Source organism: Flavobacterium sp. HJ-32-4 (assembly GCF_022532105.1).
In the GTDB taxonomy this organism is placed as follows: Bacteria; Bacteroidota; Bacteroidia; order Flavobacteriales; family Flavobacteriaceae; genus Flavobacterium.
Genome location: NZ_CP092832.1, coordinates 2,133,483 through 2,159,841 on the forward strand (window position 1 = coordinate 2,133,483; position 26,359 = coordinate 2,159,841).

Consider the following 26,359-nt stretch of genomic DNA (forward strand, 5'->3'; position numbering starts at 1 on the left):
GATATTAGGCTTTGACCGAATTTTGTTTACGAAAGATAAGCTGTTTTTTATAACGAGCAAGTCTGAAGTGGCTACACAAAACCTGTTTCGGCTTAGAGAGGAGTTAAGTCTTCATGTCAATATAGTAAAGGAGCAAGTAGCAAGGCTCAAGGAGCAAGAAGAACAAGTTGAGGATTCAGGGCTTTCGATTGATAATTGACAATTGAGAATTGACAATTGAGAATTGATAATTGAGAATAAACGTCTCATCTTGAGCCTTGATACTTACTCCTCGCTCCTCAAACCGTGTAGTTTTTCTCGCGTGAACAGCTTCAACCCAAAACCCAAAACCCAAAACCTAAAACTACCTCAATACCGCCTTCCTCACAATCGTCTCCCCATTCCACACCACCTTCACCAAATACACGCCCGCCGCTTGTTGTAAGTGGATGGTTGTTTGGCGCTGCGGTGCACGGTCTTCATACACCAATTGCCCAAGGTTATTGAAAACTTCAATGCGGTTGTCAGCACTAAGCGCGTCGGTGCCGAACTGAAGGTTAAATAGGCCATTCGACGGGTTAGGAGAGAGAGAGAAGCTGCGCAGGGTAACGTCGGGGTTACTCAGCGCGTTCTGTACGACAAAAGTATAGTCTTCCGTTTCGCCATAATCCACATTGTCACAGGCAGCAGCGCCGTCGGCATAGTACACCCGCACACGGAAACGCACATTGCCCACATGCGCTGTCGCCGGAACCGTGATCGTACCGGTGCCAAGGCCTTCCGTGCCGTTTACCTGATAGTCAAAGTAGACGGTTTCATTCTCATCCTCAAAATCACCGTCGTAGTTCCAGTCGACCCAACCGATGATGGTGTCGCCGTCCCAGTGCTCGCCGTTGACTACCGTAATATCATAGCTTTGGCCGATGGTAAGTGTAGTGGTAACCGAGGAAAAATCGGTGTAGGCCGACGACCCACTCAGGTTGTCGATACTGCCGATCTGCACATGGGCAATGTATTCGTCTGTAGTAGAACCCGCTTCCGGTACGCAATACACTGGCACAAAACCGATGACAAACGAACCCGCGGCGGTTTTAGCATACTGGCCCGCCACGCCGCCATTAATCGTAAATTCATACGCTGCTACAGTGCCCGCCGGCACTGTCGGCGCAATTACGCCCGTAAACGTAAATACGTGCGAACCATTCACATCCATCATATCATGGGTTGCGACCGCGTTGGTGAGGGTCAGGTACGGATTGCTTTGCAGCCATTGTCCGACAAGGTTGCCAATCGCCGCGTGTCCGGTATTCGTTACCGTCACCTGTAGCGTCACGTTCTCACCCGGATCCGGCAGGTTATTGCCGTTGCCGTTTAGTTCTGTCACCGTCATGTTGGTGATAGATAAATCAGGCGCCTGCACGCGTAGCAGGTGGTTTTCCGTGTAGGTTCCGCCATTGCCGTCCGACAGCGTGAGTTGCAGCGGAAAGGGGTATTGATCGGGTAGGTCGTTGGCAACGCTCAAGGTAAACATGCCATTACTAACCGCACTTAACTGCCCCGCGTCTACCGATCCAAATGCATGCGTGGCGTTGGTGAGCACACCCGAAGTATCGGTCGTACTCATGGTCACTGCTGCGTTCGAAGCCACGCCAACCCCAAGGTTGTGTACGCTCAGGTCAAGATTTTTCGTTTGTCCGTAATCAATCGTCGTCGCGAAAGGCGCTACCACCAAATAGGGGCCCGCCGGCGCGATGGCCGTCACATCCGATACATAGGTAACCTGGTTGAACCCAACCACGGCTATGGTAAGCGCTTGGCCGGGTAGCACCCCTGAGACCGGAAGCGTCGCCGTTCCGCCCGTGACGAAACCGGAACTGATGATCTCACCGTTCCGCGACAGGGTAGCCAGCGCACCGTCTACGTTTCCGTTCACTGCAAAAGTCGGTTGTCCGGCAATCAACACGGCATTGTGTTGGATGGTCATCGGCGTGGGGTCGGCCGTACGCACCAACAACGACGGATCGCCGAAGCACGTCCACGTGTCTGTCATGTCGAAGTCGCCCGATTCATCATTCATCCGGAAATAGCCATTCACCGTAATACCGCCAAATGTCCGGCGGATGCCAACATCGGAAATCTCGGTAAGGATGTCGTTCATTTCGTCCTGTCCGATCATCGGTGGACTCCAACTCTGGTTGATCGTTGCGGCGTTCATGGCAATCGCTCCGGCCGGTTGCCCGTTATACTGTGCCCGCAGCCAGCCCTCGGCGAAACAGGTTTGTCCCACGAAGTTGCCGTTCACACAGGCCACGTTGAACACAAAAGGCAGACGGTTACTGTTTTGTAGGGCCAATGCGTCTTCGGTTGAAAAACCGGTGGTCCCCCAACCGTCGTCGCTGCCATGGCCTACATAGTTGATGATGCCCACGCCACTATTGATGGCCGCCGCGGCCTGCGCGACAGTAGGGAAGCCGGGCGCATCAAAAAAGCCCTGCGATCCTTCAAAAAGTTCATAAACCGGATTGCTATAGGTAAAGTCCAACAAATCAGGCTGTATATTGCGTAAATGTTGGTAGTCGAGTTCGTCGTCATCGCCCGGGCCTTCCTGTGACGCCACCGACATCACCCGGTTGAGAAACCCGGTAGGTAGTTGGTTCCCGCGTTCATAGGCGATCGTACGCTGCACCTGCGTGTCGACCTGCCCCGCGGTTTCCGCACTGAAACGGCCCACGAAGAATTCCTGGTAGTGGTCGTCCCCCGAAATATACGCATAGGCATTATCCGAATCACCCCCGAGTCCGGCGTAGTTGTTCGACGGCACTTGTCCCGAGTCGCCCACCAGCAGCAGGTAACTCAGGCCTTGTGAGGTGTAATAATTGGCGACATACGATTTGATGGCAGCAGCCGTTCCACCCGCGGCCGAGGCCGATACCAGCGTCGTGCGGCGTCCGATGGTGTTTTTCCAGGTTACCAGAGGCTGCAATTTGGCCATCCAGGCATCGTGGCAGATAATGAGCATGTTGCCCTCTTCCGTCAGCGGCGAGAAAACCGAGAGGTAATTCAGGAATTGCCGCGCGTAAATCTTGTCAAAATCGGCGTCTACTTTTGCCGGTGGTGGTGTCGACAGTGCATTCGTCGTATCGGTGCCGTTGGCGAACACTTTCACCTTAATCTGGCTGTACACCCGCAACACCTTCGTCACCGGGTTATATTGGAAAGGGGAGACGTGCACCGCCATTCCGCGGTAGTCGCGCATGATATAAGGCGTCTTCAGTGTGATGGGATTGGCCGGGAAGAAGGCATCCCGCTGGTAGGTGTCGCCGAAAGGATACGGCACATCGTCAGGGTTGACCGTACGTTTGAGGTTGCCTTTGGACGGAAGCAGGGTGATATTCGGCAGGTCAACATACTGCGCATCAAGTATCACGGCATCCATCGCCGCCGTTCCCGGGATAATCACCGAGGTCGTGAAACGCGGCAGGTCGGGTACACCGGCTTCCAGCATCGGACTGAGGTCCTTCGCTTTGATCCGCACCGACTGCGGATACCGCTTGTCGCCCGGCGCGAGTTGGTACTGGTTCAGTTGCACGGTAAATTCGGTTTCCGAGGCGGATGCCTTGTCGAGCCGCACCGTATTCACCTGCGCGTAAAAGGGAGACACCAGGGCCAGCAAGGCCCACACGAGTAGTAGTTTTTTCATAGCAGTAGATAGATAGGCGGCCAAACGCGCGACCGCAGGCGAAAGATAGTAATTTATGGGCAAATTCAAAACACAGACAGTTGATTTACAGCAAATATGCATCGGTAAACCGGAAATCCCATGCTAAATAGAGTAGGAGTGTGCGGAAAAGGGACTTTAGAGGTTTTGGGTTTTGGGTTTTGGGTTTTGAGTTGTAGCAGTTCACGCGAGAAATGTAGGGCTTGGGGTTGGGGTGAGGTTTATGGTTAGTAATTGTTAATTGATAATTGATAGTTGATAGTTGATAATATGATAAACATCCGTTCCTAGCCTTGCTCCTTGATACTTGCTCCTTACTCCTCAAAATAAAACCAACTTCAAAAGACGTAGCTTTTTCTCGCGTGAATTGATCCAACCCAAAACTCAACTCTGTCTTGTCCTGAAATAACTATACACAAATTTTCAGTGTATGGAACAAGAAGGAAAATTGGCTAATTGCCAGCACGAGGGAAAACAAAGTCATTTTGATCCTCGATTAATTGCAAAGATTGTAAGTGAGGTTGAGGCGGGTTTGCCTCGCAAGGAGGCCAACCGGATTTATGGCCTTGGAAAAAGTACTTTGTGCATTTGGATGCGCAAATATGGTTCGAGTCACTATCACGAGAAGATAAAGCGCCGGAGCTATACAAAATTGCAAAAGCGCACCATTGTCAGCGCTGTAGAACAGGGTAGAATGAGTATCAGTGAAGCGTGTAGCGCTTATGGTATAAAAGACGCGAAGTTGATTCGTGCCTGGCTTTTGAAATACAGGGAAGAAAAAGTGGATATTTGTACTGTAATCCCATCGGTCATGTCCAAGAAGCCCGCCCTGAAGGATGCTGCAGAAGTCGAATCGCTCCGCAAGGCGCTGCAGGAAGCTGAGATGAAGATCAAGGCATTGAACACCCTTATCGATGTTGCCGAAGAACAGCTTAAAATTGATATCAGAAAAAAGCCTGGTGCCAGGCAGTCCTCAAAATGAAACAAGACTATCCGCGTTGCGGAATAGGAATGTTATGTGGGCTGTTTGGCAAAACCCGACACGCGTATTATGATACGCTCTGGCGCAGGGAAACGGGGCTTATAGAGGAAGATATCATCCTTCAGGAAGTGCAGAGGCTTCGCAAGTCATTGCCTCGTGTGGGCACCCGAAAACTCCTTCATCTGTTAGGTCCGGTGTTGGTATCACACCAAATTCGCATTGGCCGCGATGCCCTTTTCGATCTCTTACAGCGACATCGTTTATTGGTGCGCCAACGCAGGCGAAAAGCCATCACCACCGATTCACGCCACTGGATGCGTAAATATGGCAACCTGATAAAAGATATAGTGATAAACAGGCCCGAGCAGGTTTGGGTAAGCGATATTACTTACATCCGTATGTCTAACCAGTGGGGCTACCTGAGTCTGATTACCGATGCTTATTCAAGAAAAATCATGGGATACAGTTTTCGTAGTGACCTGCAGGCTGAAGGTTGTGTTCAAGCGCTGCAAATGGCACTGGACAATCGTGCCTACAACGCTACCATCACGCATCACTCTGACAGGGGATCTCAATATTGCTCAGCTCTATACGTCAGCCTACTACAACAAAACAACATCAGGATCAGTATGACAGAAAATGGCGACCCTTACGAGAATGCAATTGCAGAAAGGGTAAACGGCATCATCAAAACAGAGTTCAATCTGCACACCAGCTCTTTAGGTTTTGAACAAACCGGGAATCAAATAGCGAAAAGTATCAAGGCCTACAATGAACTACGTCCTCATGCGAGCTGTAACTACTTAACCCCGGAAGAGGCTCACCTTAATTTAAAACCGCTCACAAAGCGATGGAAAAACTATCACACACAAAACAAAAGTAAATCTCAATGTATAGCTGACCTAGGATTATGAATTACATTTGTATAACTAAAACAGGATTTATTTAGTAATCTGTATAGCTATTTTAGGACGCGACACTCTCAATGGATACTGCATAGATAGAGCATAGATACAGCATGGATAAAGCATAGATAAAGCATGGATGGAGACAAAAGCGCATAGCAGCGGAATGCCTCAAGTTGGAGGTTCATAGTTCATAGTTCTTGGTTGGTATTTGAGAATTCATAATGAGCATAAACGTCCCATCTTTAGTCTCGCTCCTTTCCCCTTGATACTTGCTTCTTGCTCCTAAAAATAAATCAACCTTCAAAACGGGTAGTTTTTTCCCGCCTGAACCGATCCAACTCAACACTCAAAACTCAAAACTTCACACTCAAAACGGATCCCCCCACTTCGTATCCGTATACACATTCTCCCCGCCCAACGTCAATAAAAACGCCTTCAATGCCGCTTTCTCGTCGTCTGTCATATTCAGGCGCTGTACGTGTCCGCCCGGAGACAGGCGCGGGTCAAGGCGACGGTTCGGCTGGATATCTGCATTGTAGTGTGCGATTACCGCATCGAGAGTAGGAAGGATGCCATCGTGCATGAACGGACCGTTCAGCGTGCCGTCTTTTTTCACAATGTCACGCAGCGAAGGCGCCCGGGTGTTATCAAGGTCGACGGTCAGCGATGGGTCGATGGTACTCGTAATTCCGTTGTTTTGTGAATCGGGGTTGATGTCGAACTCCGGTCCGGCATGGCAGCCCGCGCACCCTACGCCGCCGCCCGTACGGTTACCGTTACCGTCGAAGGTGGGGGGCGCCGTGAACAACTGCTTGCCCTGGTTTTCCTGGGGCGTGAAGTTCGGAAACGGGACGTTATTGTTCGCCACCTGTGCGCGTCCGACATCGTATTTAGAATCAAAGGATGTGATGCTGCGTACGAACTGTGCCAGCGCGTTCTGTATGCGGGTTTCTGTAACCGTAGCATCGCCATAGGCAATGGTAAACAATTCCCGGTAGTAATCTACCGCCTGAAGTTTGGCAATCAATTCCGGCATGCCCTGGTCACCGTCGAATCCGCTGAAGCCCATTTCCGTATGGTTCTGGATCGGCTGGGTCGTCTGCGCTTCCAGTGTCTCTGCCCGCTCATCCCAGAAGAAATGCGGCTCAAAGCCGAAGCGGGCATTGATCAGGCGCATCGTGTGCCGTGTCGTAACACCATTCACCCCATTGCTGGCCACCAACGGATCGCCGAACGCATGTGCCTGTTGGTGGCACGACGCGCAGGAAATGGTATTGTTGGATGACAGTTTCTTATCGTAAAACAATACCCGTCCCAACGTAGCACCCGCGTTGGTAATAGGATTCGTATTGGTATTGTCACGGTTGATATACGCCGGAATCGCCTGGTTGGCATAGTTCGCCAGGTTGTCAGGGTCAATGGCGTCGCCGAACGTAGCCGTGATCGCCGGATACGGATCGACCGGGATGTACTCGCTACTGTCGTCGTCTTTATTACATGCCCCCAGTGAAAGGGCTGCTATGGCAAATGGAAGAAATCGTTTCATGGTTAGGTGGTTAACAGGTTCGCAATCTACTAAACATTTCGGTATGGACGCGGAACAACCGTTTAAGTTTAATTTAACAGGAAAAAAAGTAGACGGTGGTCAGTCGTTAGTAGTCAGTCGTTCGCAACAAACCCCAACGCTCCGTCTTCTGAATCCCAGTCTTCCCGACTTCCGGTCTTCCTGACTCCCGAATTCTCGATCTCCCGAACTTCCCAACTTCCCTTCTATTCTTCCAAACTTCCCACTATATTTGTACTCCATAACACAAAACGTATGAAGCTACTCGAAGGAAAAACGGCCATCATCACCGGGGCCAGTCGCGGCATCGGAAAAGGGATCGCCGAAGTATTCGCAAAACACGGCGCTAATGTCGCTTTCACCTACAGTTCATCTGCCGAGTCGGCCAAGGCCCTCGAAGACAGCCTGAACGCTATGGGGATCAAAGCGAAAGGTTACCAGTCGGATGCCTCGGATTTCAACCAGGCACAGGAATTTGTGAATGCCGTACTGGCGGATTTCGGTAAAGTCGATATCCTCATCAACAACGCAGGCATCACCAAAGACAACCTCCTGATGCGGATGTCGGAAGAAGATTTCGATAAAGTAATCGCCGTCAACCTGAAGTCGGTTTTCAATATGACAAAGGCCATCCAAAAAACGTTCCTTGGCCAACGTTCGGGCTCTATCATCAACATGAGTTCGGTCGTGGGCGTAAAAGGAAACGCCGGACAGGCCAATTACGCCGCTTCCAAAGCCGGTGTGATCGGCTTTACGAAGTCGGTGGCACTCGAACTCGGCTCGCGTAACATCCGTTGCAACGCCATCGCTCCGGGTTTCATCGAAACGGAAATGACGGCCAAGCTGGGTGAGAGCGTAGTCAAAGAATGGGCCGCCGCCATTCCCCTTAAACGAGGCGGAACCACCGAAGACGTGGCGAACGCGTGTCTGTTCCTCGGGTCGGACCTGAGCGCTTATGTAACCGGCCAGGTACTCAATGTCGACGGAGGGATGTTAACCTAATTATCTGAGGCACCCGTCGTGTAATAACACAGCGCCGTGGTGCACAACCCGCTATACAGCATGGACGCAAGTTCTATAGGGTTGCTTCTGCTGGCCGTTGTGGCCTCAGCTGCCATTTCCTATTACCAATATTTCTTTAGGGTCGAAAGCAGGTCGAAGACGCACCTGCTTTTGGCTTTCCTACGCTTCGTCGGCGTGCTCGGCCTGTTGCTGCTGCTGGTGAACCCACGCATTACCCGCACTACCTACGAAGAACGGAAGACACCACTGCCGGTGGTCGTCGATAACTCGGCTTCCATTGCCGATCTGAAAGCCGATAAAACCGCACGTGCGCTTTATGAAAAACTGAGTGGGGACCGCCGCATTCGCGAACGGTTCGAGGTGCAGCCGTATCAGTTCGACCGCGACATGAATCAGGTGGACACCCTTGATTTCAAAGGACCCCAATCGGACCTGGAAGAAGTGGCCAAAAGCCTGAAAAGCATCAACCGCAACCGCAGCTATCCGGTGGTTTTGATTTCCGACGGCAACCAAACCGAAGGCAACGATTATGTCTATGCCTTCGATACTAACGCTAAGGTCTATCCGCTGGTGTTGGGCGATACCACCCAGTTCCTCGACCTGCGCATCGCCCAGTTGAACGTCAACCGCTACGCCTTCCACAAAAACCAGTTCCCGGTAGAGGTATTCCTGCAATATTCCGGCACGAAGTCGGTTAGCGCGTCGTTCAGCGTCGCCCAGGGCAACAACGTACTCAACAAACAGACCGTCGATTTTTCGCCCCAAAAGCGTTCCGCCGTCGTAAACCTGTTGCTACCCGCCGACAAAACCGGCCTGCAGGTCTTCCGTGCTCAACTGACGTCGAAAGAAAGCGAAAAGAACACGTATAATAACGTCAAACAGTTCGCGATCGAAGTCATCGACCAGCGTTCTGAAATCGCACTCGTCGCCAAACTCAACCATCCCGATCTGGGGGCGTTGAAGCGTTCCATCGAAACGAACCAGCAACGCAAAGTGACGATACTGAAACCGGGCGATGCGCAAAACCTGCAAGGCTATAACGTCGTCATCCTCTACCAGCCCGATGCCAACTTCCGGTCGGTTTACGAGGCGTTGAAGAAGTCGGGCACCAACACGTTTATTATCACCGGTGGCGACACCGACTTCAACCTGCTCAACCAGCAGCAATCGGCGCTCGAGTTTCGTATGACCTCCCAGCGCGAAGATTACCTCGCCACCTACGAACCCCAGTTCAACCTTTTTGCCGTTGACGATATCGGATTCGCCAGTTTCCCACCGTTGCAACAACCGTTTGGCACGGTGAAGGTGAAAGGAAACGTCGATGTGTTGCTGAAGTCGAATATCCGCAACATCGACACGGGCATGCCGTTGCTCTGTTTTTCTGACGACAAAGGCAAACGGACGGCCTTCCTCTTGGGCGAGAATTTCTGGAAGTGGCGCCTGCAATACCACGTCGACCACAACGATTTTGAGAAATTCGATGTGTTTACCGATAAGATCATCCAGTTCCTGGCGTCAAACGACACGAAGAAATCGCTGGTGGTCAACCACGAACGCTTCTACAATTCAGGCGATGCCATCGAAATCACGGCCCAGTACTTTAATAAGAACTATGAATTTGACGAAAAGGCCCGCCTTTCGATTTCCCTGACCAACCGGAAGACGAAAAAGACCACCCAATACGATATGGTGCGCGGCGGAAATGCGTTCAAAGTCAACCTTGATGGTTTTGCCGCCGGGCCGTATTCGTTTACGGTCAAGGAAAGTAATTCAGGTAAGACCTACAGCGCCGGTTTCGAGATCCTCGACTTCGACATCGAGAAACAATTCGTAAACCCGGATTATCCCAAGCTGAAGCAGTTGGCCGCCCAAACCAAAGGGCAAACCTTCCTGCCGCAACAGGCAGATGCGTTGATCGAAAGCCTGTTGACCGATGCCTCCTACAAATCGATCGAAAAGGCCATCACGCGCCGCATCCCGCTGATCGACTTCACGACCTTACTCGTGCTGATTGCCGCGGCCTTCGGGGCCGAATGGTTCATCCGCAAATACAACGGCATGGTATGACGAAGTGGCTGCTCCTTTTATGTGTCCTAACGTGTAATGTCAACGACACCGTATCGGAGCGTTTTTCACCGCCATTAGGCTATAAAAGGGTAGGGGCGCCCGCCGGTTCCTTCGCCCAGTTTCTCCGACAGTTACCGTTAAAGCCCAAAGGCAGCGCGGTACTGTATTATGACGGAACCCCAAAAGCCAACGATGGCGTGTATGCCGCGGTTATCGACCTTCCCATCGGCAAACGCGACCTCCACCAGTGTGCCGATGCCGTGATGCGCCTCCGTGCCGATTACTTCTTTTCGCAAGGCCGCTACGACGAGATCCATTTCAATTTCACCAACGGTTTCCGCGCCGACTACAGCCGTTGGCGTAAGGGCGAACGCATCGCGGTGAAAGGCAATCGCGTCTCGTGGCAGAAAACAGCCCAGCCGTCCGACAGCCGCGGCAGCTATTGGAAGTACCTCGAAGCCGTTTTTATGTATGCCGGAACCGCTTCCCTGTCAAAAGAACTGAAGTCAGTACCCCTTTCCGACCTGGCACCCGGCGATGTCTTCATCAAAGGTGGCTTTCCGGGTCATGCCGTGATCGTGCTCGATGTAGCAATAAATACATCCGGGCGCAAGATGTTCCTGCTGGCGCAAAGCTACATGCCGGCCCAGGAGGCCCAGGTGCTCTACAATCCGCAGTCCAAAACCGGAAGCGCCTGGTATCCGGATGATTTTGGTGAAACCCTCGTCACCCCGGAATGGACCTTCCGTTCTACCGACCTAAAACGTTTCTGATGTTCCACTGGCTGGCCCTCCTGCTGGCGCTCTGCCAAAATCCCACGACGCCAGTGCCCGTGCAGCGACTCATCGATGCCTATCCCGAATCGATAGTGGGATACAAAGACAACCAATTGCTGTTTCGCGATGGTACTACGCTCATGTATGACGACGGAAAGAAGAAGACAGCCGAAGAATGCCTCGACCATCCGGATATAGAAGACATGTTTCGGTATGCCTATCCCATCGACGGCAAAACCCGTAACGACGCGGGCCGCATCCGCAACGACGCCTTTTTCCGTACACTATACGGAGATTCCAAAGCGGAAGTAGAGCGGCAACTGGTCACTATCGACTGGTGCCCTAAATTGGTGGGCGCCCGCATCCGGGTAACGAAGGCACAAGGCGTCGACCAGGCCTTTCGGAGGCTTTCGGCGGAGTTAGACCGGCATCCGGAATTCAAACCCTATCTCATCGGAATAGCCGGTACTTTCAACTGGCGTCCCATTGCCGGTACCCGTCGCCTCAGCGCGCACAGTTTCGGAATGACCATCGACCTGTCTGTGGCCTATTCCCATTATTGGCAATGGGAATGTAAATGCCAGGACGAGAAGCGTGTACCGCCATACCGCAACAAGATTCCTCTGGCGCTGGTCGCGATTTTTGAGAAGCACGGCTTCATTTGGGGCGGCCGTTGGACACACTTTGATACCATGCATTTCGAATACCGCCCCGAGCTATTGTCCCGTAATTAACAATCGGTACCATCCTGTTAAAAAAATAGTATGTGGATGTAAGGGCATCGAATAAAAATCCTATTACATTTAGGGTATATTTTCAGTGCTATGAAAACGCCTGTACTTTTATTCATTACACTTGCGGCCTCCACCATGATGCAGGCGCAATCCTGGGGTTCCGACGTAGATCGTGCCATTCGCGATGCGTCCCGCCAAGGCAAGAAAGTGTTGTTGTATTTCACCCTTTCCGAAGGCTGTGAGAACTGCACCAAACTCGATACCGTGGTATTCGATTCGCCCGAGTTCCGGGAAGCAGCCGGCGACTATGTATTGGTAAAGATGGATTTCGCCCAGAACGCCGCGGATAAAGTGAGTGACGCCCAGGCGGATCGCAACCTGCTGTTGGTAGAACGCTATAATAAGGATGGATTTTTCCCGTACGTCGTTGTATTGGGAAAAGACGGGAAGACACTCGGGAAAACCGGCATCTACAAAGACCAGTCGCCCCGTGATTTCATCCAGCAACTGGGCGTGATGGGACGACGGTCCTACGCCGCAAAATGATTCGCAATAACGACCCGTCGTTTTTCAAAAATCGATAATTCCCGGTGAAACGACCGGGTTTTTCTTTTGTGGAACCATCCAAACGACTATTTTTACTTTTTTGATCAAAACCACGGTTGTTTTGTACATGAAGACCGCCAAAAACAAGCCCTCGTCAGCACCCGACGAACTCGACGAACCCCAACTGAACATCGTATTGACGACCGATGAGGACGACATCCGTCCGGTCTACATATCCGGTAACTTCAATAACTGGCACACCCAGGACGAGCGCTTCCAGATGGAACGCATCGAAAACGGCCTTTACCACTTCCGCTTCCCCGACGATTTTGCCTATCCGGATGAATTGCTTTACAAATTCACCAAAGGCGACTGGAGTGAAGTGGAAATCGACCGCTATGGCAACCGTACCGAAAACCGGTCGTGTCGCCAGCACCAGGGCGTCCGCCGCGAACACGTCGACAAATGGCGGAAGAACTGGTTGCCGTTCCGCAATCATTTCCTGCCGAAAGTCGAGTTGATCTCCGACCAGTTCGACATGCCGCAACTCGGGAAGAAACGCCGCGTGTGGGCCTTATTGCCGCACGACTACGAAACGTCGACCGAAACCTATCCGGTCATGTACCTGCACGATGCCCAGAACCTGTTCAACGAGCAGGCAAAGTACGGTAACTGGGAAATCGACAAAAAGCTCGCGGTCATGTCGGAGTATAAAATCGGCAAGATCATCGTGGTCGCCGTCGAACATGCCGAACAGGACCGCATTAAAGAATATAACGTTGGAAAGACCGTGTTGGGCGCGGGCGATGGAAAGAAATACATCCGCTTCATCACCGAGACGCTCAAGCCGTATATCGATAAACGCTACCGCACCAAACCCGAACAGGAATACACCGGCATCGGAGGAAGTTCGATGGGTGGACTCGTAAGTATCTTCGCCGGGATCATGTATCCGGAAGTGTATGGTAAGTTGATGATTTTTTCGCCTTCCCTTTGGGTCGTCCCGAAAATCAATTTCTCCGAACTCGATTTCTTCGAGCCACACGACATGAAGATTTACCTGTATGCCGGCGGCGACGAAAGTGCGACCATGGTACGCCACGTCAAGCGGTTCCAGAAGAACATGACCGAGAATTCGGAACTCGAACGCCACATCCGGATCAAACTGAGCATCAACATGTTCGGTAAGCACAATGAAACCTTTTGGAGCGACGAGTTCCCGAAAGCCATCGAATGGTTGTTTTTTAGCACTAGAGACTAATGAAGATCACGACACACGAACAACTTGACCTGCAATTCACGGGCACACTGCTCATCCCGGTGTTTGAAACGAATGAGAAAAGCCTCGTTCCGATTGAATTCCATGGCGTCAGCATTCCCGCCGATGTGTTTTACGGCAAAAAAGATACGTCCTATCTGGCGGCCAAATACGATTCCCTGCACCTCTTTATCGGTTTGGGAAAAGAGGCCCGCTTTAAAGACGTGCGTACCATGTTCCGACGGGTGATCTCCCGAAATCCCGAATTGCTCAAAGGAGACGTAGCACTCGTATTGCCTGACGGTTTGAACGACAGCCAGGTGCTGGGCATCTTTGCAGGCATTGTATTGGGCACCTACAACCCCGGGCATTTCCGCAAACCGAAAAACCATCCGTTTGAAGCCGATTTCCACCTGACGGTCATCGCTAAAAAAGACTATGCTTCCCTTGCCGAAAAGGCCCGCAAAATAGCCTCCGCCCAACTCGAGATACTCAAATTGGTCGACCTGCCTCCTAATGTCGTAAATCCGACCTACCTGGCCCAATGGGCACGGGAAACGGGTGAACGCTTCGGGTTCAGTACCACCGTACTTGACCGCGAGGCAGCCACGGCAGCAAAACTCGACGCCTTCCTATCCGTGGGGCAGGGTAGCGCGAACGAACCGCAGTTCATTATAATGGAATATACGCCCCCGACTGCGAACGACAAAACCCGTCATATCGGTCTGGTAGGGAAGGGGATTACATTTGACAGCGGCGGACTCAATATCAAGACAGCCGGAATGGTGTTCATGAAATCGGATATGGCCGGCGGCGCTGCGGTGCTGGGAACGATGCGTCTGGTGGCCGACTTGCAGCTTCCCGTAAAGGTCACGGCCATCGTACCGGCTTGTGAGAATGCGATTGGGAAGTCGGCTTTTCGTCCGGGCGACGTCATTGGCAGCTACAGCGGGCATTCCATCGAAGTAATCGATACCGATGCGGAAGGACGCCTGATCCTGGCCGACGGATTGTCGTATCTCCTTAAGAACTACAAACCCGACACGGTCGTGGATATCGCTACCCTCACCGGCAGCAGCGTCGCCACGTTTGGCTACGAATGCGGTGCGCTGTTCACGAACAACGTCGAACTCGAAATGGAGCTCCGCGGTGCAGGCGAAACCACAGGCGAGCGGATATGGCCCCTGCCGTTGTGGGACGCGTACAAACCCGACATCGACAGCGACATTGCCGATGTGAAGAATTACCACGGCAAACCCACAGCCGGTGCCATCACGGCAGCCAAGTTTCTTGAGTTCTTTACGGAAGGCCACTCGGCCTGGGCGCACCTCGATATCGCCGGGGTTGCGTTTGGCGACGACGAGTTCGGCAAAAGCAAGCACGCCACGGCATACGGCGTACAATTATTAACTACATTTATCGAAAATCACGGATATGGCGGCGCATAAAACCTTCGTTTGCATCTCGAATTATTTCAAAGGTTCGGCCTTCCTGGTCAACCTTAAAAAGAAAGGAAACACCGTTTTTCTCGTAACCTCGGAAAAACTGCGTGACAAACCCTGGCCTTTCGAATATATCGATGAGATTTTCTTTATGGAAGGACAGGACACCGACTGGAACCTTGAACACCTCTTCCTCGGCGTCAGCAACCTCATGCGGAACCACAAGGTCGACGCCATCGTCGCACTGGATGATTTTGACGTAGAGAAAGCTACTTACCTGCGTGAGAACCTCCGCATCGACGGCATGGGCCAGACAACCGGACGGTATTTCCGCGACAAACTCGCCATGCGCATGCGGGCGAAAAGCTGCGGTATTTCCAATCCGAAGTTCTGTGCGCTGTTCAACGACCACGAAGTGAACGACTTTGCCGATAGCGTACCCGCGCCATGGGTGCTGAAACCCCGTTCGGAAGCGTCGGCGTCGGGCATCATCAAGGTCTACGACAAAGAAAGCCTGTGGCGGCATATTACCGAGTTGGGTAACAACCGCTTTAAATACCTCGTAGAACAATTCCGCCCGGGCGACGTTTACCACGTCGATTCGCTGATCCTCGACGGGAAGATCCAGTTTGTGGTTTCGTCGCGTTATCTGGCGACCCCGATGGAAATCTCCCAGGGAGGCGGCATCTTCCGTTCGGCCAACGTGCCCTACGATTCGGATGACGACAAAGCCCTCAAAAAGATCAACGCCGAGGTGATCAAAGGTTTCGGCCTCAAGCACGGCGCCGCGCATTCTGAATACATCAAGTGTAAAGAAGACGGTAAGTTTTACTTCCTCGAAACCTCGTCGCGGGTAGGAGGGGCGCACCTCGCGGAAATGGTCGAAGCTGCGTCAGGTATCAACCTTTGGGCCGAATGGGCTGCCATCGAGGATTCACTCGTCAAAGGAACCGAATACAAATTGCCGAAAGTGCAGAAAGGCTACGCGGGCATCGTCCTGACCTTGTCGAAGTTCGAGCATCCCGACCTGTCGTCGTTCGATGATCCGGAAGTGTGGTTCCGGGTGCCATTGGAATACCATGCCGGACTTATCGTAAAATCAGATTCCCACGAAAGGGTGTTGGAACTACTCGATAAATACGCGGACCGACTGGTTCGGGACTATGCGACTGTGGTGGCGCAGGCACAGGTAAAGAACCTCCACTAAACGGTTTTCCGTACCTTTACGGAATGTTGTCAGCCTTCCGCCAGCACCTCCAGAGACGGTTTCCTTTTTTGGAAGGGAAGCGATTGCTTTTGGCGGTATCGGGAGGTGTCGATTCCATGGTCATGGCCGTTTTATCACATGATGCCGGCCTTGACATCGGGATTGCGCATTGCAATTTCTCCTTAAGGGGCGCTGACAGCGACGACGATGCTGACTTCGTCAGGCGATTCGCCGAAGACCGACAGCTTCCTTTTTACCTCCAACGATTCGATACGAAGGCCTTCGCCTCCGACTACGGATTGTCGACCCAGGTGGCAGCGCGCCAGTTGCGATACGACTGGTTTGCGGAGTTGGCCGCACGGGAAGGCTACGATTACATCCTTACCGCCCATCACGCCGACGACAATCTGGAAACTTTTTTGATCCATTTGACGCGGGGCACCGGTTTGGACGGATTTACCGGCATTCCGGCCCAGAACGGAAACATTATCCGTCCGATGCTGCCGTTTTCACGGGAAGACATCGAAGCATTCGCCCGGGAACATAACGTAACCTGGCGGGAAGATGCGAGCAATGCCACCGATGTATACCTTCGAAATACCATCCGTCACAACCTGGCGCCGGTACTCAAGTCGCTGAATCCTTCGTTTCTCTCCTCGTTTGCCGATACGCTCGCGCATTTGACGCAGGCCCAGTCGCTTGTGGATGACGCCGCCCGTATCGTCTACCGAAAAGTGGTGACCGATGATGGCGACCGGAAGATCATTGCCCTCGCCGAACTGAAACGGTTGCCGAATGCCGATGCCTATCTCTACCAATGGCTCAAACCGCTGGGCTTTACGGCCTGGCCGGATATTTACCGTTTGGTCGACGCGCCTTCCGGAAAATACGTCCTGGTACCGGGGTTTCGGTTGTTGAAAGACCGCGATGTGCTGATCGTCACACCGGCACCGTCAGCCGCACCTGAAGTGTCGATCAGTGAAAATATCACAACGGTCGACAATCCTGTTAAACTATTGTTTACGCGGGTCGATTCGGTGGGCGAACGGTCAAATACGAGTATATTTGTCGACCGGTCGCGGTTACGTTGGCCGCTGACGCTCAGGCGATGGACCGAAGGCGATGTGTTGTATCCGTTGGGGATGGAAGGACGTAAGAAAGTCAGCAAGTACTTCAAAGACGAGAAGTTCTCGCTGGTTGATAAAGAGGAAACAAGGCTGCTGCTTTCGGGAAACGATCTCGTCTGGATTGTCGGCCACCGTCAGGATGCGCGCTTTGCCGCCGACGAAACCACCCGTGATATTTTGAAAATTTCATACCTACCCAATGAATAGAATTGGCACTTTGTTGTTGTTCCTTCTGGTCTCGCTTGCTTCATGGGCCCAGATAAAACCCGTTAAATGGAGTTCCCGCACCGAAAAATCCGCCTCAGGCGAGATCGTGTTGGTGATTGAAGGGAAGATTGACGAGGGCTGGCACGTGTATTCCCAGTTCACCGACGAGAACGGCTCGCTTCCGATGATCGTGACCTTTAAAGGCGCCGGGAAAGGCTACCAACTGATAGGAAAGACGACTGAAAGCAAAACCATCAAAAAATACAGCGATGTCTTTGGAGTGGATGAGACGTTTTTTGAACACAATCTCGTACTCCGGCAAAAGATAAAGGTGCTGAAACCCGGACTTACCACGATCTCAGCCCTGGTCGATTATCAGGTTTGTCAGGAAAGCTGTATCAACGATAAAGAAAACTTTACGTTTACCCTTCCCACCGATGCCGGGCAGACGGCGGCTCCCGCAATCGAACCGCCGCTGACGGGTGCAACGGACACTATTACGGAAGTAACGTCTACGGATACGGTCGCCGAAGCCACTCCGGCAGGTTCGCCCACTGAGACAAAAGCTGTAACCGGGAGCGCGACCAAAGGAGAGAAAAAAGACCCGTGGCTCATTTTCATCTTTTCGTTGCTGGGTGGCGTAGTGATGACCTTTACACCCTGCGTGTTTCCAATGATTCCGATGACCGTGAGTTTTTTCATCAAGCGGACGTCGAATAAAGCAAAAGGAAAATTCGACGCCTTTACCTACGGTGCCTTTATCGTGCTGATTTACGTCCTGATTTCGGTACCTTTCCACATCTTCGAAAAACTCGATCCGGGCATATTCAGCGACATTTCCACGAATGTGCCGCTGAACCTGTTCTTCTTCCTCATTTTCGTGGTCTTTGCCATTTCCTTTTTCGGGGCGTTCGAGATCACGATGCCGAGCCGTCTCGCCAACCGCGTCGACAATGCGTCGAATTCGGGCGGCGTCACCGGGATTTTCTTTATGGCATTGACGCTGATCATCGTCTCGTTTTCCTGCACAGGCCCCGCACTTGGCGGTACACTTGGAACGGTATTGTCAACAGACGGCGGTGCGTGGCTGCTTACGATTGCCATGTTTGGACTTGGTCTCGGACTCGCCGCGCCTTTCATGATTTTTGCGTTGTTTCCCCGCCTGATGTCGAATATGCCGAAGTCGGGAGGATGGCTGAATTCCGTTAAAGTCGTGTTCGGTTTCGTCGAGCTTGCCCTTGCCCTTAAGTTCTTCTCCAATGCCGACCTCGTCAGCGAGTGGCACATCCTCGAGCGTGAAGTCTTCATCGCCTTCTGGATCGCCATTTTTGCCGCTATGACGCTCTATCTTTTTGGCAAACTCAAACTGCCGCATGATGATAACCGCTCACATGTGTCGGTCACCTCAATGGTATTGGGTTTGATTTCCTTAACCTTCACTATTTACCTGATACCCGGCCTTTGGGGCGCCCCGCTGAAGCTCATCAGTGCGTTTCCGCCACCACCGACGTACAGTGAAAGTCCGAATGGCTTAGGAGGCGTATCATCAGGAGGCGAAAGCAAACAGGCACTGCCGGAACATGCGGTGTATGGCGTGTATGACATCGTTTCTTTTGAAGACTACGAAGAAGGCCTGGCCTACGCCCGGAAAGTGAAGAAACCCGTGTTCATCGATTTTACCGGAAAAGCCTGCACCAATTGCCGCCTGACCGAAACGAAGGTATGGTCGGATCCCCGCATCCTTAAAATGCTGAAAGAGGATGTGGTGCTGATTTCGCTTTACGGCGACTGGCGGAAAGACCTTCCGGAAAATGAGCGGTATGTGTCGAAAACAGGAAAGGAAATCGTAACGATTGGCGACAAATGGTCGGATTTCCAATTGGAACGGTTTAAAAACAACACGCGTCCGTACTACGTTTTAATTGGTTTGGATGAAAAGCCACTTAATACACCGATTCCGTATACACCCAACATCGAGGAGTACTACAACTGGATGAAAGACGGTATTTCCAAGTTTACAAAATAAACAGGCCCGGCGGTTGCCGGGTTTTTTGCCTCTATGAAAAAACTGCTTGTTATCGCCCTTTTATCGGCTTCGTTGCTGAGGGCACAGGAAAACAGCGATTCTTACGTCGCGGATCATTATGCAAAGCGAGAAGTCCACATCCGGATGCGCGACGGGGCCGAACTCTACACCGTCATCTATTCGCCCAAAGACCTGTCGGTGAAATACCCGATGGTCATGCAACGCACGCCATACGACTGTTCGCCTTATGGTCCGAATCAGTTCCCGAAAAGCATCGGGCCGGATGCGACTATGATGAAGGAAGGGTATATTATAGTGTACCAGGACGTCCGCGGTCGCTACATGAGCGATGGTACGTACGATAACATGCGCGCCTACATCCCCAATAAAAAGAGTAAATCGCAGGTAGATGAGGCATCGGACACCTACGACACCATCGACTGGCTCGTCAAAAACGTACCGAATAACAACGGTAATGTCGGTATTTGGGGCATTTCCTATCCGGGTTTCTATGCTTCGTATTCGCTGATTGACAGCCATCCGGCGTTGAAAGCCGTCTCACCACAGGCCTGTATTTCAGACTTCTTCTTTGACGACTTCCACCACAACGGCGCCTATTTGTTGAGTTATTGGAAAGTCACCCCGCTGTTTGGTCCGCAGAAAAAAGAACGGACAACCGCCGATTGGTTTTCTTTCCCTAAAGTGCCTTCCAAAGACGACTACCAGTTTTTTCTCGACATTGGCCCGCTTAAAAACCTCGATACCTACCTGCAACCCGACGACGAGTTTTGGGCGCAGTTGAAGACGCATGTAAACTACGACGACTTCTGGCAGAAACGCGGCCTGTTGCAGCACCTGCGAAACACGAAGCCGGCGGTCATGTTTGTCGGCGGATGGTTTGATGCCGAGGATTTATACGGCCCCCTCAACAGCTACAGAACGGTTGAAAAGTACAGTAAGACCTATAATACATTAGTGATGGGGCCGTGGAGCCATGGTGACTGGGCACGAAACAACCCCGAGCAGATTATCGGCAATATCAATTTCGGCCAGGACATTTCGAAGTTTTTCCAGGAGAATATCGAAGCGAAGTTCTTCCGCCACTTTCTAAAGGAAGGCGGGAAAGGCCCCAGTGGTTTGCCGGAAGCCTATGTGTTTGACACCGGTCGCAAAGAGTGGAAGACCTTTGACAGTTGGCCGCCACAGGCTACACAGAAGGAAAAGTATTTTCTCGACGGCGGGTCGCTGTCGCGGGAAACGCCCGTTGTGTTTACCACGATGGAATTCGTGTCCGACCCTAACCGCCCGGTTCCGTCTACTGAAGACATCCAGCAAAAAGGACTCACGCCGCGTAAATACATGACCGATGACCAGCGTTTCGCCGCGCGTCGTCCGGATGTATTGGTGTTCGATATGCCCGTACTAGAGGAAGATGTGACGTTGGCCGGCGACATCCTTGCCAAACTGCAGGTCGCCACTACTGGCACCGATGCTGACTGGATCGTCAAACTCATCGACGTGTTCCCCGCTGACGAGCCCGAAACAAAAGAAGTGGCGCCGTACTTACGTATGAGCAATTACCACATGATGGTGCGGAGTGAAGTGATGCGCGGCCGCTTCCGTGACAGCTTCTCCAATCCGAAGCCCTTCGTGCCCAACCAAACTACAGAAGTCGATGTCAAATTGCAGGACGTCTTCCATACCTTCAAAAAGGGCCATCGTATACAGATACAGATACAAAGTACGTGGTTCCCGTTGATCGACCGCAATCCGCAGACCTACGTCGAAAACATCTTTTATGCCGAACCGGAAGCGTTTAAAAAACAGTTGCACCGCCTGTTCGGAAATTCGACGATCGAGTTTACGGTATTGAAATAAGCTCGTCGCTACCCATCGGTTTCGTCGAGTTCGAAGATTGTTTCTACCGACTTCCCGAAGAACCGCGCCAGCTTTAAGGCCAGCACGGTCGACGGCACGTATTTGCCTTTCTCCATCGCATTGATGGTTTGTCGGCTTACCCCGATTTTCTCCGCAAGGTCGCCCTGCGAGATGTCGGCCATGGCCCGTAACACTTTGAGGTTATTCTTCATCGCGGTCAGATTTTCTGAGTTGGTAGAGTTTGTAATGGAAGCGACAGACAAAAAACACCAGCATGCCGATAATGTTCAGCAGCATGAAATACCAATACGCCATGCCATAAAGGAACAACGTGGAAACGAGTACAAGACCGAAGTTCACGTACATTGCCCAAACGAGGCTTTCATAGCGTATACTGCCAATAAATTCGTCTTCGTCCCGGGTTTTGGAGAAACCCACCAGCATTCCGCCCGCGACGATTAGCACCACAGCGACTTCGTCAATGATGTTATTGTGCGTGAGACCCATGATTACGGGAGGCGAAAGGATACCGTCATCCCAAATGGCAAAGACAGGAAGCTCGGCGACCTCGTTCAGGGCGTCGAATCCCATCATGATACTACCTAATACGAGTCCGGGAACGAGAAGGACCCAACCCACCCGGCGATACGAGGCCGGAAACAAAAAATGTGTTTTCATCGTTTTTGAATTTTTGTCAAATGTAAAGTATATTTTACATATGGACAAATATTTTTTACTTTAGGAATGGTTTGTTTTACATTTAGTGAAAAATCGGGTACTGAAATTTTAAGATTTGATACGGAAAAACCGTAAAATCACCCCGTTTGGCCTCTCTATCTTCGTCACATGTTGACAAAGGTTTTTGGAAGCGCGGTTTTTGGGGTAGAGGCTACGACCATCACGGTCGAGGTCAATATCGATAAAGGAATTGGGTACCACCTGGTCGGACTCCCCGACAATGCAGTCAAGGAAAGTAGTTTCCGGATTGCGGCGGCGTTGAAGAACAATGAGTATGCCCTTCCGGGGAAGAAAATCACCATCAACATGGCGCCGGCCGATATGCGTAAGGAGGGGTCGGCTTACGACCTGACGCTGGCGATTGGCATTCTGGCGGCGTCTGGGCAGATACCTTCGGAAGACGTCGGGAACTATATCATCATGGGGGAATTGTCGCTCGACGGAAGCCTGCAGCCGATTCGCGGTGCGCTCCCGATTGCGATCAAGGCCAAGGAAGATGGATTTAAGGGTTTTTTCCTGCCTAAACAGAATGTAAACGAGGCGGCCATCGTAGCCGGACTCGACGTATACGGAGTTGAGAATGTTACGGAGGTGATCGACTTTTTTGAAGGAAAAGGCGTGTTGGAACCGACGGTTATCGACACACGGGCCGAGTTTTACCGCACCCTCGATTTTCCGGAGTTTGATTTTTCGGATGTCAAAGGACAGGAAAGCATCAAGCGCTGTATGGAAATCGCGGCAGCGGGCGGCCATAACCTGATACTGATCGGGCCTCCGGGGGCGGGAAAGACGATGTTGGCGAAGCGGTTGCCCAGTATACTGCCGCCGATGACCCTCCGCGAAGCACTTGAAACAACGAAAATACATAGCGTAGCCGGCAAAGTAAAAGAAGCCGGCTTAATGAACCAGCGGCCCTTCCGCAGTCCGCATCACACGATCTCGAACGTCGCCCTCGTAGGCGGCGGGAGCTTCCCGCAACCGGGAGAAATCTCCATGGCACACAATGGGGTTCTGTTCCTGGATGAGCTTCCGGAATTCAAACGGGAAGTGCTCGAAGTGATGCGGCAGCCGCTGGAAGACCGCGAAGTGACGATTTCACGCGCGAAATTTACGGTTACCTATCCCTGCTCGTTTATGTTGGTGGCGAGCATGAACCCGAGTCCAGGTGGTTTTTTCAACGACCCCGACGCGCCGGTGACGACCTCACAGCAGGAAATGCAGCGGTATATGGGAAAAATATCCGGCCCGTTGCTGGATCGCATCGACATCCATATTGAAGTGACGCCCGTTCCATTTGAGAAACTGTCGGACGAGCGAAAGGCCGAAAGCAGTTCTGAAATCCGCCAGCGTGTGACCGCCGCCCGAGAACGACAATCTGCGCGGTTTGCTACGGTTGATGGCGTGCACTACAACGCGCAAATGTCGACGCGGTTGATTCGTGAATACTGCAAACTCGACGACGCGTCATTAGGCTTATTGAAAGCGGCCATGGAACGTCTCAATCTCTCCGCCCGGGCGTATGACCGTATCCTCAAGGTCTCACGGACTATTGCCGATTTGGCGGCTGCCGAAGCGATTTGTCCGGAACACATCGCCGAAGCGATTCAATACCGCAGCTTGGATCGGGAGGGGTGGTTGGGGTAGCCACAAATGTAATTATAGGTTGTCGCAAATCCCATGGGCGAGAAATTTGCGTTACTTTTTGGCTGAAGAATGGGCATCTTCGGATTGAAAAAAGTAATAACTTTGTATATACAAAAGCAATATACAAAATGGATGTATCTGTAATCGCCATCGGAAACTCGAAGGGCATTCGCTTGTCGAAAAACCTACTGGAAAAATACAACATCACAGATAAAGTGGAGCTGATTCTGGAAAAAGGCTACATCATTCTAAAGCCTAAATCCGAACCAAGGGCGGGTTGGGAGCACGCTTTTAAGAAAATGAACGAAAACGGTGATGATCATTTGTTGGTCGACGATGTTTTCGAAGACGAAAATCTTGAAGAATGGAGGTAAGTCAATATCAGATTGTTTTAGTAAATCTTGACCCAACAATCGGAAGTGAAATGAAAAAAACACGTCCTTGTGTCATCATTTCTCCGGATGAAATGAACAGATATCTTACGACAATTGTTATTGCCCCTATGACCAGCAGTTCGAAATCCTATCCGACGCGGGTTGAAGTGCGTCATGAAAATAAAAAAGGATGGATCGTGCTTGATCAAATTCGCACCGTCGACAGGCGGAGAATTGTAAAAGTGCTAGGGGACTTATCCGAAAAAGAGTTCAAAAAAGTTAAAGAAGTGTTGCGGGAAACATTTGTAGACTAAATCCCCACCACACACAACAGCGCTTCCACCGTTCCACTTCCCATACGAATTAACGCATCTAGCTTTGCAAGCCATCCAATACCGGAGTTTGGATCGGGAAGGATGGTTGGGATGATTACGCCCGCTCGGCTAAAAGGCTCTCAATATCGGCCCGGCCCACAGGCTTTACGAGATAGTCGTCCATACCGGCGTCTACCGCCTGGCGTTTTTCCTCTTCGGTGTTGGCTGCCGACAGGCCGATGATACGAATGGCATTACCGGTCACCTCACGTCGTATGGTGCGCGTTGCCTCAAGCCCGTCCATGATGGGCATGCGAATGTCCATAAAGATGAGGTCGGGTTGTTGTATGCGGGTAAACGATACTGCTGCTTCGCCGTCGCGGGCTTCCGAAATTTCGGCCTGCGGCGTAATGGATTTCAGCAGTGTTTTCATCAGCATCAGGTTGATAGCATTGTCGTCAACAATCAGGATGCGCAGCGTGTCGGTATTCATATCAGGAAATCCATTTTAGAAGGCGTTGCAACAATTTGATTTTGGTTCCGTACGGCGGGTAGCGAAGGTCGACGTCGGGCCACTTACGTCGATACACCACAGGTTTGTGGTGGCTAAACGTATCGAAGCTGCGTTTACCGTGATAGGCGCCCATTCCGGAAGCACCCACACCGCCAAAAGGCAGCCGGTCGTTACTGAAATGTATAATGGTGTCGTTAACGGCGCCACCGCCAAACGACCATTTTCGGATCAAGCCCTCGGCAAACGAGCGATGGTCAGTAAAGACATAGAAAGCCAAGGGCTTCCCGTAACGTCCGAGAATGCGGTCGAGATCTTTTTCGGTGTCGTACTCCAGGATGGGAAGCAGCGGACCGAAGGTTTCGTCTTTCATTAGTTCGCTGTCAAGATCATCTTCGAGTAGCAACGTGGGCGCGATGTAGCGTTCCTCGCGTTTGGTCGTGCCACCGAAAACGACTTTGTCTGCGTCTATCAGTTTTGTGAGTCGGTCGAAATGGTCAAGGTTGATGATTCTCGCGAAATCAGGCGACTTTGACGGATCGGCGGAGTACATTTCGATGATGACTTTCTTCATCTCGTGGGCCAATAACCGTCGTATGTGCGACTTGACCACGATGTAATCGGGTGCGATGCAGGTTTGTCCGGCGTTCAGGAATTTTCCCCAAACAATACGCCGCGCCGTTAGGGCGAGGTCAGCGGATGCGTCTACCACACAAGGGTTTTTCCCGCCTAATTCAAGCGTTACCGGAGTCAGGTGCTCGGCTGCCGCTTTGGCGACGAGGTGCCCCACACGGGTGCTGCCAGTGAAGAAGATATAGTCCCAGCGTTTCCGGAGCAGGTCTTCCGCTACGGCGGGTCCCCCCAGGATGGCTACGGCATGTTCGACTTCAAACACTTCACGTACGATCTTGGCAACAAGCACTGAGGTGTCGGGTGCCAGTTCAGAGGGTTTCAGCACCACGGAATTACCCGCGGCAATAGCGGCGATGAGGGGCGCCATCGCCAGTTGGAACGGATAGTTCCACGGGGCGATGATCAGCACCTTGCCGTATGGTTCTTTATAAATGTAATCGGAAGAACGGAAATTCAGCAGCGACGAACGCACCTTCTCCGGCCGGGCCCACGACTCGAGGTTTCGAATCGTTTTCCGCAACACGCCCAACACATAACCGGTTTCGGTCGCAACGGCTTCAAACGCCGGCTTGCGAAAGTCGTGGTACAGCGCTTCGACAATCTCATGTTCATGGGCTTCTATCGCCCCTAACAAACGTTCGAGGGTGCGTTTGCGATGCGCGATGTCGTATTTCGAGTGCATAAGTCGGAGTATCCTCAAATA

At 51.8% G+C, this 26,359-nt stretch carries 22 protein-coding genes; 16 read left to right on the forward strand and 6 right to left on the reverse strand.

Going from position 1 to position 26,359, the window contains the following annotated elements; genetic code table 11:
* Positions 1-343: 343 nt before the first annotated feature.
* Positions 344-3,679: a C25 family cysteine peptidase gene (locus MKO97_RS08890; protein WP_241102862.1), complete on the reverse strand. Its 3,336-nt coding sequence runs from the start codon at positions 3,677-3,679 to the stop codon at positions 344-346.
* A gap of 448 nt (positions 3,680-4,127) precedes the next feature.
* Here MKO97_RS08890 and MKO97_RS08895 point away from each other — a divergent pair, with 448 nt between their 5' ends.
* Both MKO97_RS08895 and MKO97_RS08900 read left to right on the forward strand, forming a co-directional pair.
* Positions 4,128-4,679 carry a transposase gene (locus tag MKO97_RS08895; RefSeq protein WP_241102823.1) on the forward strand — a complete coding sequence of 184 codons (552 nt, stop codon included), beginning with the start codon at positions 4,128-4,130 and terminating at the stop codon, positions 4,677-4,679.
* Positions 4,676-5,593, forward strand: a complete 918-nt coding sequence (locus MKO97_RS08900) for an IS3 family transposase (protein ID WP_241102824.1) — start codon at positions 4,676-4,678, stop codon at positions 5,591-5,593. The genes MKO97_RS08895 and MKO97_RS08900 overlap by 4 nt, the downstream gene beginning before the upstream one ends.
* A 361-nt stretch (positions 5,594-5,954) precedes the next feature.
* Here MKO97_RS08900 and MKO97_RS08905 read toward each other — a convergent pair whose 3' ends face one another.
* Positions 5,955-7,133 (reverse strand): cytochrome-c peroxidase, encoded by a 1,179-nt coding sequence (locus MKO97_RS08905; protein ID WP_241102863.1) that lies wholly within the window; start codon positions 7,131-7,133, stop codon positions 5,955-5,957.
* A 273-nt stretch (positions 7,134-7,406) separates the two neighbouring features.
* On the opposite strand from MKO97_RS08905, the gene fabG reads away from it, so the two are divergent.
* From fabG to MKO97_RS08960, 11 genes are all read left to right on the forward strand, one after another.
* Positions 7,407-8,153 carry a 3-oxoacyl-[acyl-carrier-protein] reductase gene (fabG, locus tag MKO97_RS08910; protein WP_241102864.1) on the forward strand — a complete coding sequence of 249 codons (747 nt, stop codon included), beginning with the start codon at positions 7,407-7,409 and terminating at the stop codon, positions 8,151-8,153.
* Between the two features lie 60 nt (positions 8,154-8,213).
* Entirely contained in the window at positions 8,214-10,241 is a 2,028-nt protein-coding gene (locus MKO97_RS08915) for a hypothetical protein (protein ID WP_241102865.1), read from the forward strand.
* Entirely contained in the window at positions 10,238-11,014 is a 777-nt protein-coding gene (locus tag MKO97_RS08920; RefSeq protein WP_241102866.1) for a DUF4846 domain-containing protein, read from the forward strand. Before MKO97_RS08915 ends, MKO97_RS08920 begins: the two co-directional genes overlap by 4 nt.
* Positions 11,014-11,751 carry a M15 family metallopeptidase gene (locus tag MKO97_RS08925; RefSeq protein WP_241102867.1) on the forward strand — a complete coding sequence of 246 codons (738 nt, stop codon included), beginning with the start codon at positions 11,014-11,016 and terminating at the stop codon, positions 11,749-11,751. Before MKO97_RS08920 ends, MKO97_RS08925 begins: the two co-directional genes overlap by 1 nt.
* A gap of 90 nt (positions 11,752-11,841) precedes the next feature.
* Complete coding sequence (locus tag MKO97_RS08930) at positions 11,842-12,297, forward strand: thioredoxin family protein (protein ID WP_241102868.1); 456 nt, start codon at positions 11,842-11,844, stop codon at positions 12,295-12,297.
* Between the two features lie 127 nt (positions 12,298-12,424).
* On the forward strand, positions 12,425-13,558 hold the full coding sequence (locus tag MKO97_RS08935; RefSeq protein WP_241102869.1) for an alpha/beta hydrolase: 1,134 nt from the start codon (positions 12,425-12,427) through the stop codon (positions 13,556-13,558).
* Positions 13,558-15,003 carry a M17 family metallopeptidase gene (locus MKO97_RS08940; protein WP_241102870.1) on the forward strand — a complete coding sequence of 482 codons (1,446 nt, stop codon included), beginning with the start codon at positions 13,558-13,560 and terminating at the stop codon, positions 15,001-15,003. Before MKO97_RS08935 ends, MKO97_RS08940 begins: the two co-directional genes overlap by 1 nt.
* Positions 14,990-16,204 carry an acetyl-CoA carboxylase biotin carboxylase subunit family protein gene (locus MKO97_RS08945; protein WP_241102871.1) on the forward strand — a complete coding sequence of 405 codons (1,215 nt, stop codon included), beginning with the start codon at positions 14,990-14,992 and terminating at the stop codon, positions 16,202-16,204. The genes MKO97_RS08940 and MKO97_RS08945 overlap by 14 nt, the downstream gene beginning before the upstream one ends.
* A gap of 23 nt (positions 16,205-16,227) precedes the next feature.
* Positions 16,228-17,538 (forward strand): tRNA lysidine(34) synthetase TilS, encoded by a 1,311-nt coding sequence (gene tilS, locus MKO97_RS08950; RefSeq protein WP_241102872.1) that lies wholly within the window; start codon positions 16,228-16,230, stop codon positions 17,536-17,538.
* Entirely contained in the window at positions 17,531-19,564 is a 2,034-nt protein-coding gene (locus MKO97_RS08955; RefSeq protein ID WP_241102873.1) for a cytochrome c biogenesis protein CcdA, read from the forward strand. Before tilS ends, MKO97_RS08955 begins: the two co-directional genes overlap by 8 nt.
* Before the next feature lie 33 nt (positions 19,565-19,597).
* Entirely contained in the window at positions 19,598-21,442 is a 1,845-nt protein-coding gene (locus MKO97_RS08960) for a CocE/NonD family hydrolase (protein ID WP_241102874.1), read from the forward strand.
* Between the two features lie 8 nt (positions 21,443-21,450).
* Here MKO97_RS08960 and MKO97_RS08965 read toward each other — a convergent pair whose 3' ends face one another.
* Together MKO97_RS08965 and MKO97_RS08970 are read right to left on the reverse strand one after the other, a co-directional pair.
* Positions 21,451-21,654 (reverse strand): helix-turn-helix transcriptional regulator, encoded by a 204-nt coding sequence (locus MKO97_RS08965; protein ID WP_241102875.1) that lies wholly within the window; start codon positions 21,652-21,654, stop codon positions 21,451-21,453.
* Positions 21,644-22,120: a hypothetical protein gene (locus MKO97_RS08970; RefSeq protein ID WP_241102876.1), complete on the reverse strand. Its 477-nt coding sequence runs from the start codon at positions 22,118-22,120 to the stop codon at positions 21,644-21,646. The genes MKO97_RS08965 and MKO97_RS08970 overlap by 11 nt, the downstream gene beginning before the upstream one ends.
* A 168-nt stretch (positions 22,121-22,288) precedes the next feature.
* Between MKO97_RS08970 and MKO97_RS08975 the strand changes: the two genes are divergently transcribed.
* The 3 genes from MKO97_RS08975 (at position 22,289) to MKO97_RS08985 (ending at position 24,512) form a co-directional block, all read left to right on the forward strand.
* Positions 22,289-23,824 (forward strand): YifB family Mg chelatase-like AAA ATPase, encoded by a 1,536-nt coding sequence (locus MKO97_RS08975; protein WP_241102877.1) that lies wholly within the window; start codon positions 22,289-22,291, stop codon positions 23,822-23,824.
* A gap of 128 nt (positions 23,825-23,952) precedes the next feature.
* Positions 23,953-24,198 (forward strand): AbrB/MazE/SpoVT family DNA-binding domain-containing protein, encoded by a 246-nt coding sequence (locus tag MKO97_RS08980; RefSeq protein ID WP_241102878.1) that lies wholly within the window; start codon positions 23,953-23,955, stop codon positions 24,196-24,198.
* A complete protein-coding gene (locus MKO97_RS08985) occupies positions 24,189-24,512 on the forward strand; it encodes a type II toxin-antitoxin system PemK/MazF family toxin (RefSeq protein ID WP_241102879.1) in 324 nt (107 codons plus the stop codon). The genes MKO97_RS08980 and MKO97_RS08985 overlap by 10 nt, the downstream gene beginning before the upstream one ends.
* A 115-nt stretch (positions 24,513-24,627) precedes the next feature.
* Here MKO97_RS08985 and MKO97_RS08990 read toward each other — a convergent pair whose 3' ends face one another.
* Both MKO97_RS08990 and MKO97_RS08995 read right to left on the reverse strand, forming a co-directional pair.
* On the reverse strand, positions 24,628-25,005 hold the full coding sequence (locus MKO97_RS08990; protein WP_241102880.1) for a response regulator: 378 nt from the start codon (positions 25,003-25,005) through the stop codon (positions 24,628-24,630).
* A 1-nt stretch (position 25,006) separates the two neighbouring features.
* Complete coding sequence (locus MKO97_RS08995; RefSeq protein ID WP_241102881.1) at positions 25,007-26,338, reverse strand: aldehyde dehydrogenase; 1,332 nt, start codon at positions 26,336-26,338, stop codon at positions 25,007-25,009.
* Positions 26,339-26,359: the final 21 nt, after the last annotated feature.

Excerpts from the sequence above, each read along its gene's own strand:
- MKO97_RS08985 (WP_241102879.1), top strand. The coding sequence starts at position 24,189 with ATGGAGGTAAGTCAATATCAGATTGTTTTAGTAAATCTTGACCCAACA.
- MKO97_RS08920 (WP_241102866.1), top strand. The coding sequence starts at position 10,238 with ATGACGAAGTGGCTGCTCCTTTTATGTGTCCTAACGTGTAATGTCAAC.
- fabG (WP_241102864.1), top strand. The coding sequence starts at position 7,407 with ATGAAGCTACTCGAAGGAAAAACGGCCATCATCACCGGGGCCAGTCGC.
- MKO97_RS08900 (WP_241102824.1), top strand. The coding sequence starts at position 4,676 with ATGAAACAAGACTATCCGCGTTGCGGAATAGGAATGTTATGTGGGCTG.
- MKO97_RS08915 (WP_241102865.1), top strand. The coding sequence starts at position 8,214 with ATGGACGCAAGTTCTATAGGGTTGCTTCTGCTGGCCGTTGTGGCCTCA.
- MKO97_RS08965 (WP_241102875.1), bottom strand. The coding sequence starts at position 21,654 with ATGAAGAATAACCTCAAAGTGTTACGGGCCATGGCCGACATCTCGCAG.
- MKO97_RS08990 (WP_241102880.1), bottom strand. The coding sequence starts at position 25,005 with ATGAATACCGACACGCTGCGCATCCTGATTGTTGACGACAATGCTATC.
- tilS (WP_241102872.1), top strand. The coding sequence starts at position 16,228 with ATGTTGTCAGCCTTCCGCCAGCACCTCCAGAGACGGTTTCCTTTTTTG.
- MKO97_RS08980 (WP_241102878.1), top strand. The coding sequence starts at position 23,953 with ATGGATGTATCTGTAATCGCCATCGGAAACTCGAAGGGCATTCGCTTG.
- MKO97_RS08995 (WP_241102881.1), bottom strand. The coding sequence starts at position 26,338 with ATGCACTCGAAATACGACATCGCGCATCGCAAACGCACCCTCGAACGT.
- MKO97_RS08905 (WP_241102863.1), bottom strand. The coding sequence starts at position 7,133 with ATGAAACGATTTCTTCCATTTGCCATAGCAGCCCTTTCACTGGGGGCA.
- MKO97_RS08960 (WP_241102874.1), top strand. The coding sequence starts at position 19,598 with ATGAAAAAACTGCTTGTTATCGCCCTTTTATCGGCTTCGTTGCTGAGG.
- MKO97_RS08890 (WP_241102862.1), bottom strand. The coding sequence starts at position 3,679 with ATGAAAAAACTACTACTCGTGTGGGCCTTGCTGGCCCTGGTGTCTCCC.
- MKO97_RS08975 (WP_241102877.1), top strand. The coding sequence starts at position 22,289 with ATGTTGACAAAGGTTTTTGGAAGCGCGGTTTTTGGGGTAGAGGCTACG.
- MKO97_RS08930 (WP_241102868.1), top strand. The coding sequence starts at position 11,842 with ATGAAAACGCCTGTACTTTTATTCATTACACTTGCGGCCTCCACCATG.
- MKO97_RS08970 (WP_241102876.1), bottom strand. The coding sequence starts at position 22,120 with ATGAAAACACATTTTTTGTTTCCGGCCTCGTATCGCCGGGTGGGTTGG.
- MKO97_RS08940 (WP_241102870.1), top strand. The coding sequence starts at position 13,558 with ATGAAGATCACGACACACGAACAACTTGACCTGCAATTCACGGGCACA.
- MKO97_RS08895 (WP_241102823.1), top strand. The coding sequence starts at position 4,128 with ATGGAACAAGAAGGAAAATTGGCTAATTGCCAGCACGAGGGAAAACAA.
- MKO97_RS08945 (WP_241102871.1), top strand. The coding sequence starts at position 14,990 with ATGGCGGCGCATAAAACCTTCGTTTGCATCTCGAATTATTTCAAAGGT.
- MKO97_RS08925 (WP_241102867.1), top strand. The coding sequence starts at position 11,014 with ATGTTCCACTGGCTGGCCCTCCTGCTGGCGCTCTGCCAAAATCCCACG.
- MKO97_RS08955 (WP_241102873.1), top strand. The coding sequence starts at position 17,531 with ATGAATAGAATTGGCACTTTGTTGTTGTTCCTTCTGGTCTCGCTTGCT.
- MKO97_RS08935 (WP_241102869.1), top strand. The coding sequence starts at position 12,425 with ATGAAGACCGCCAAAAACAAGCCCTCGTCAGCACCCGACGAACTCGAC.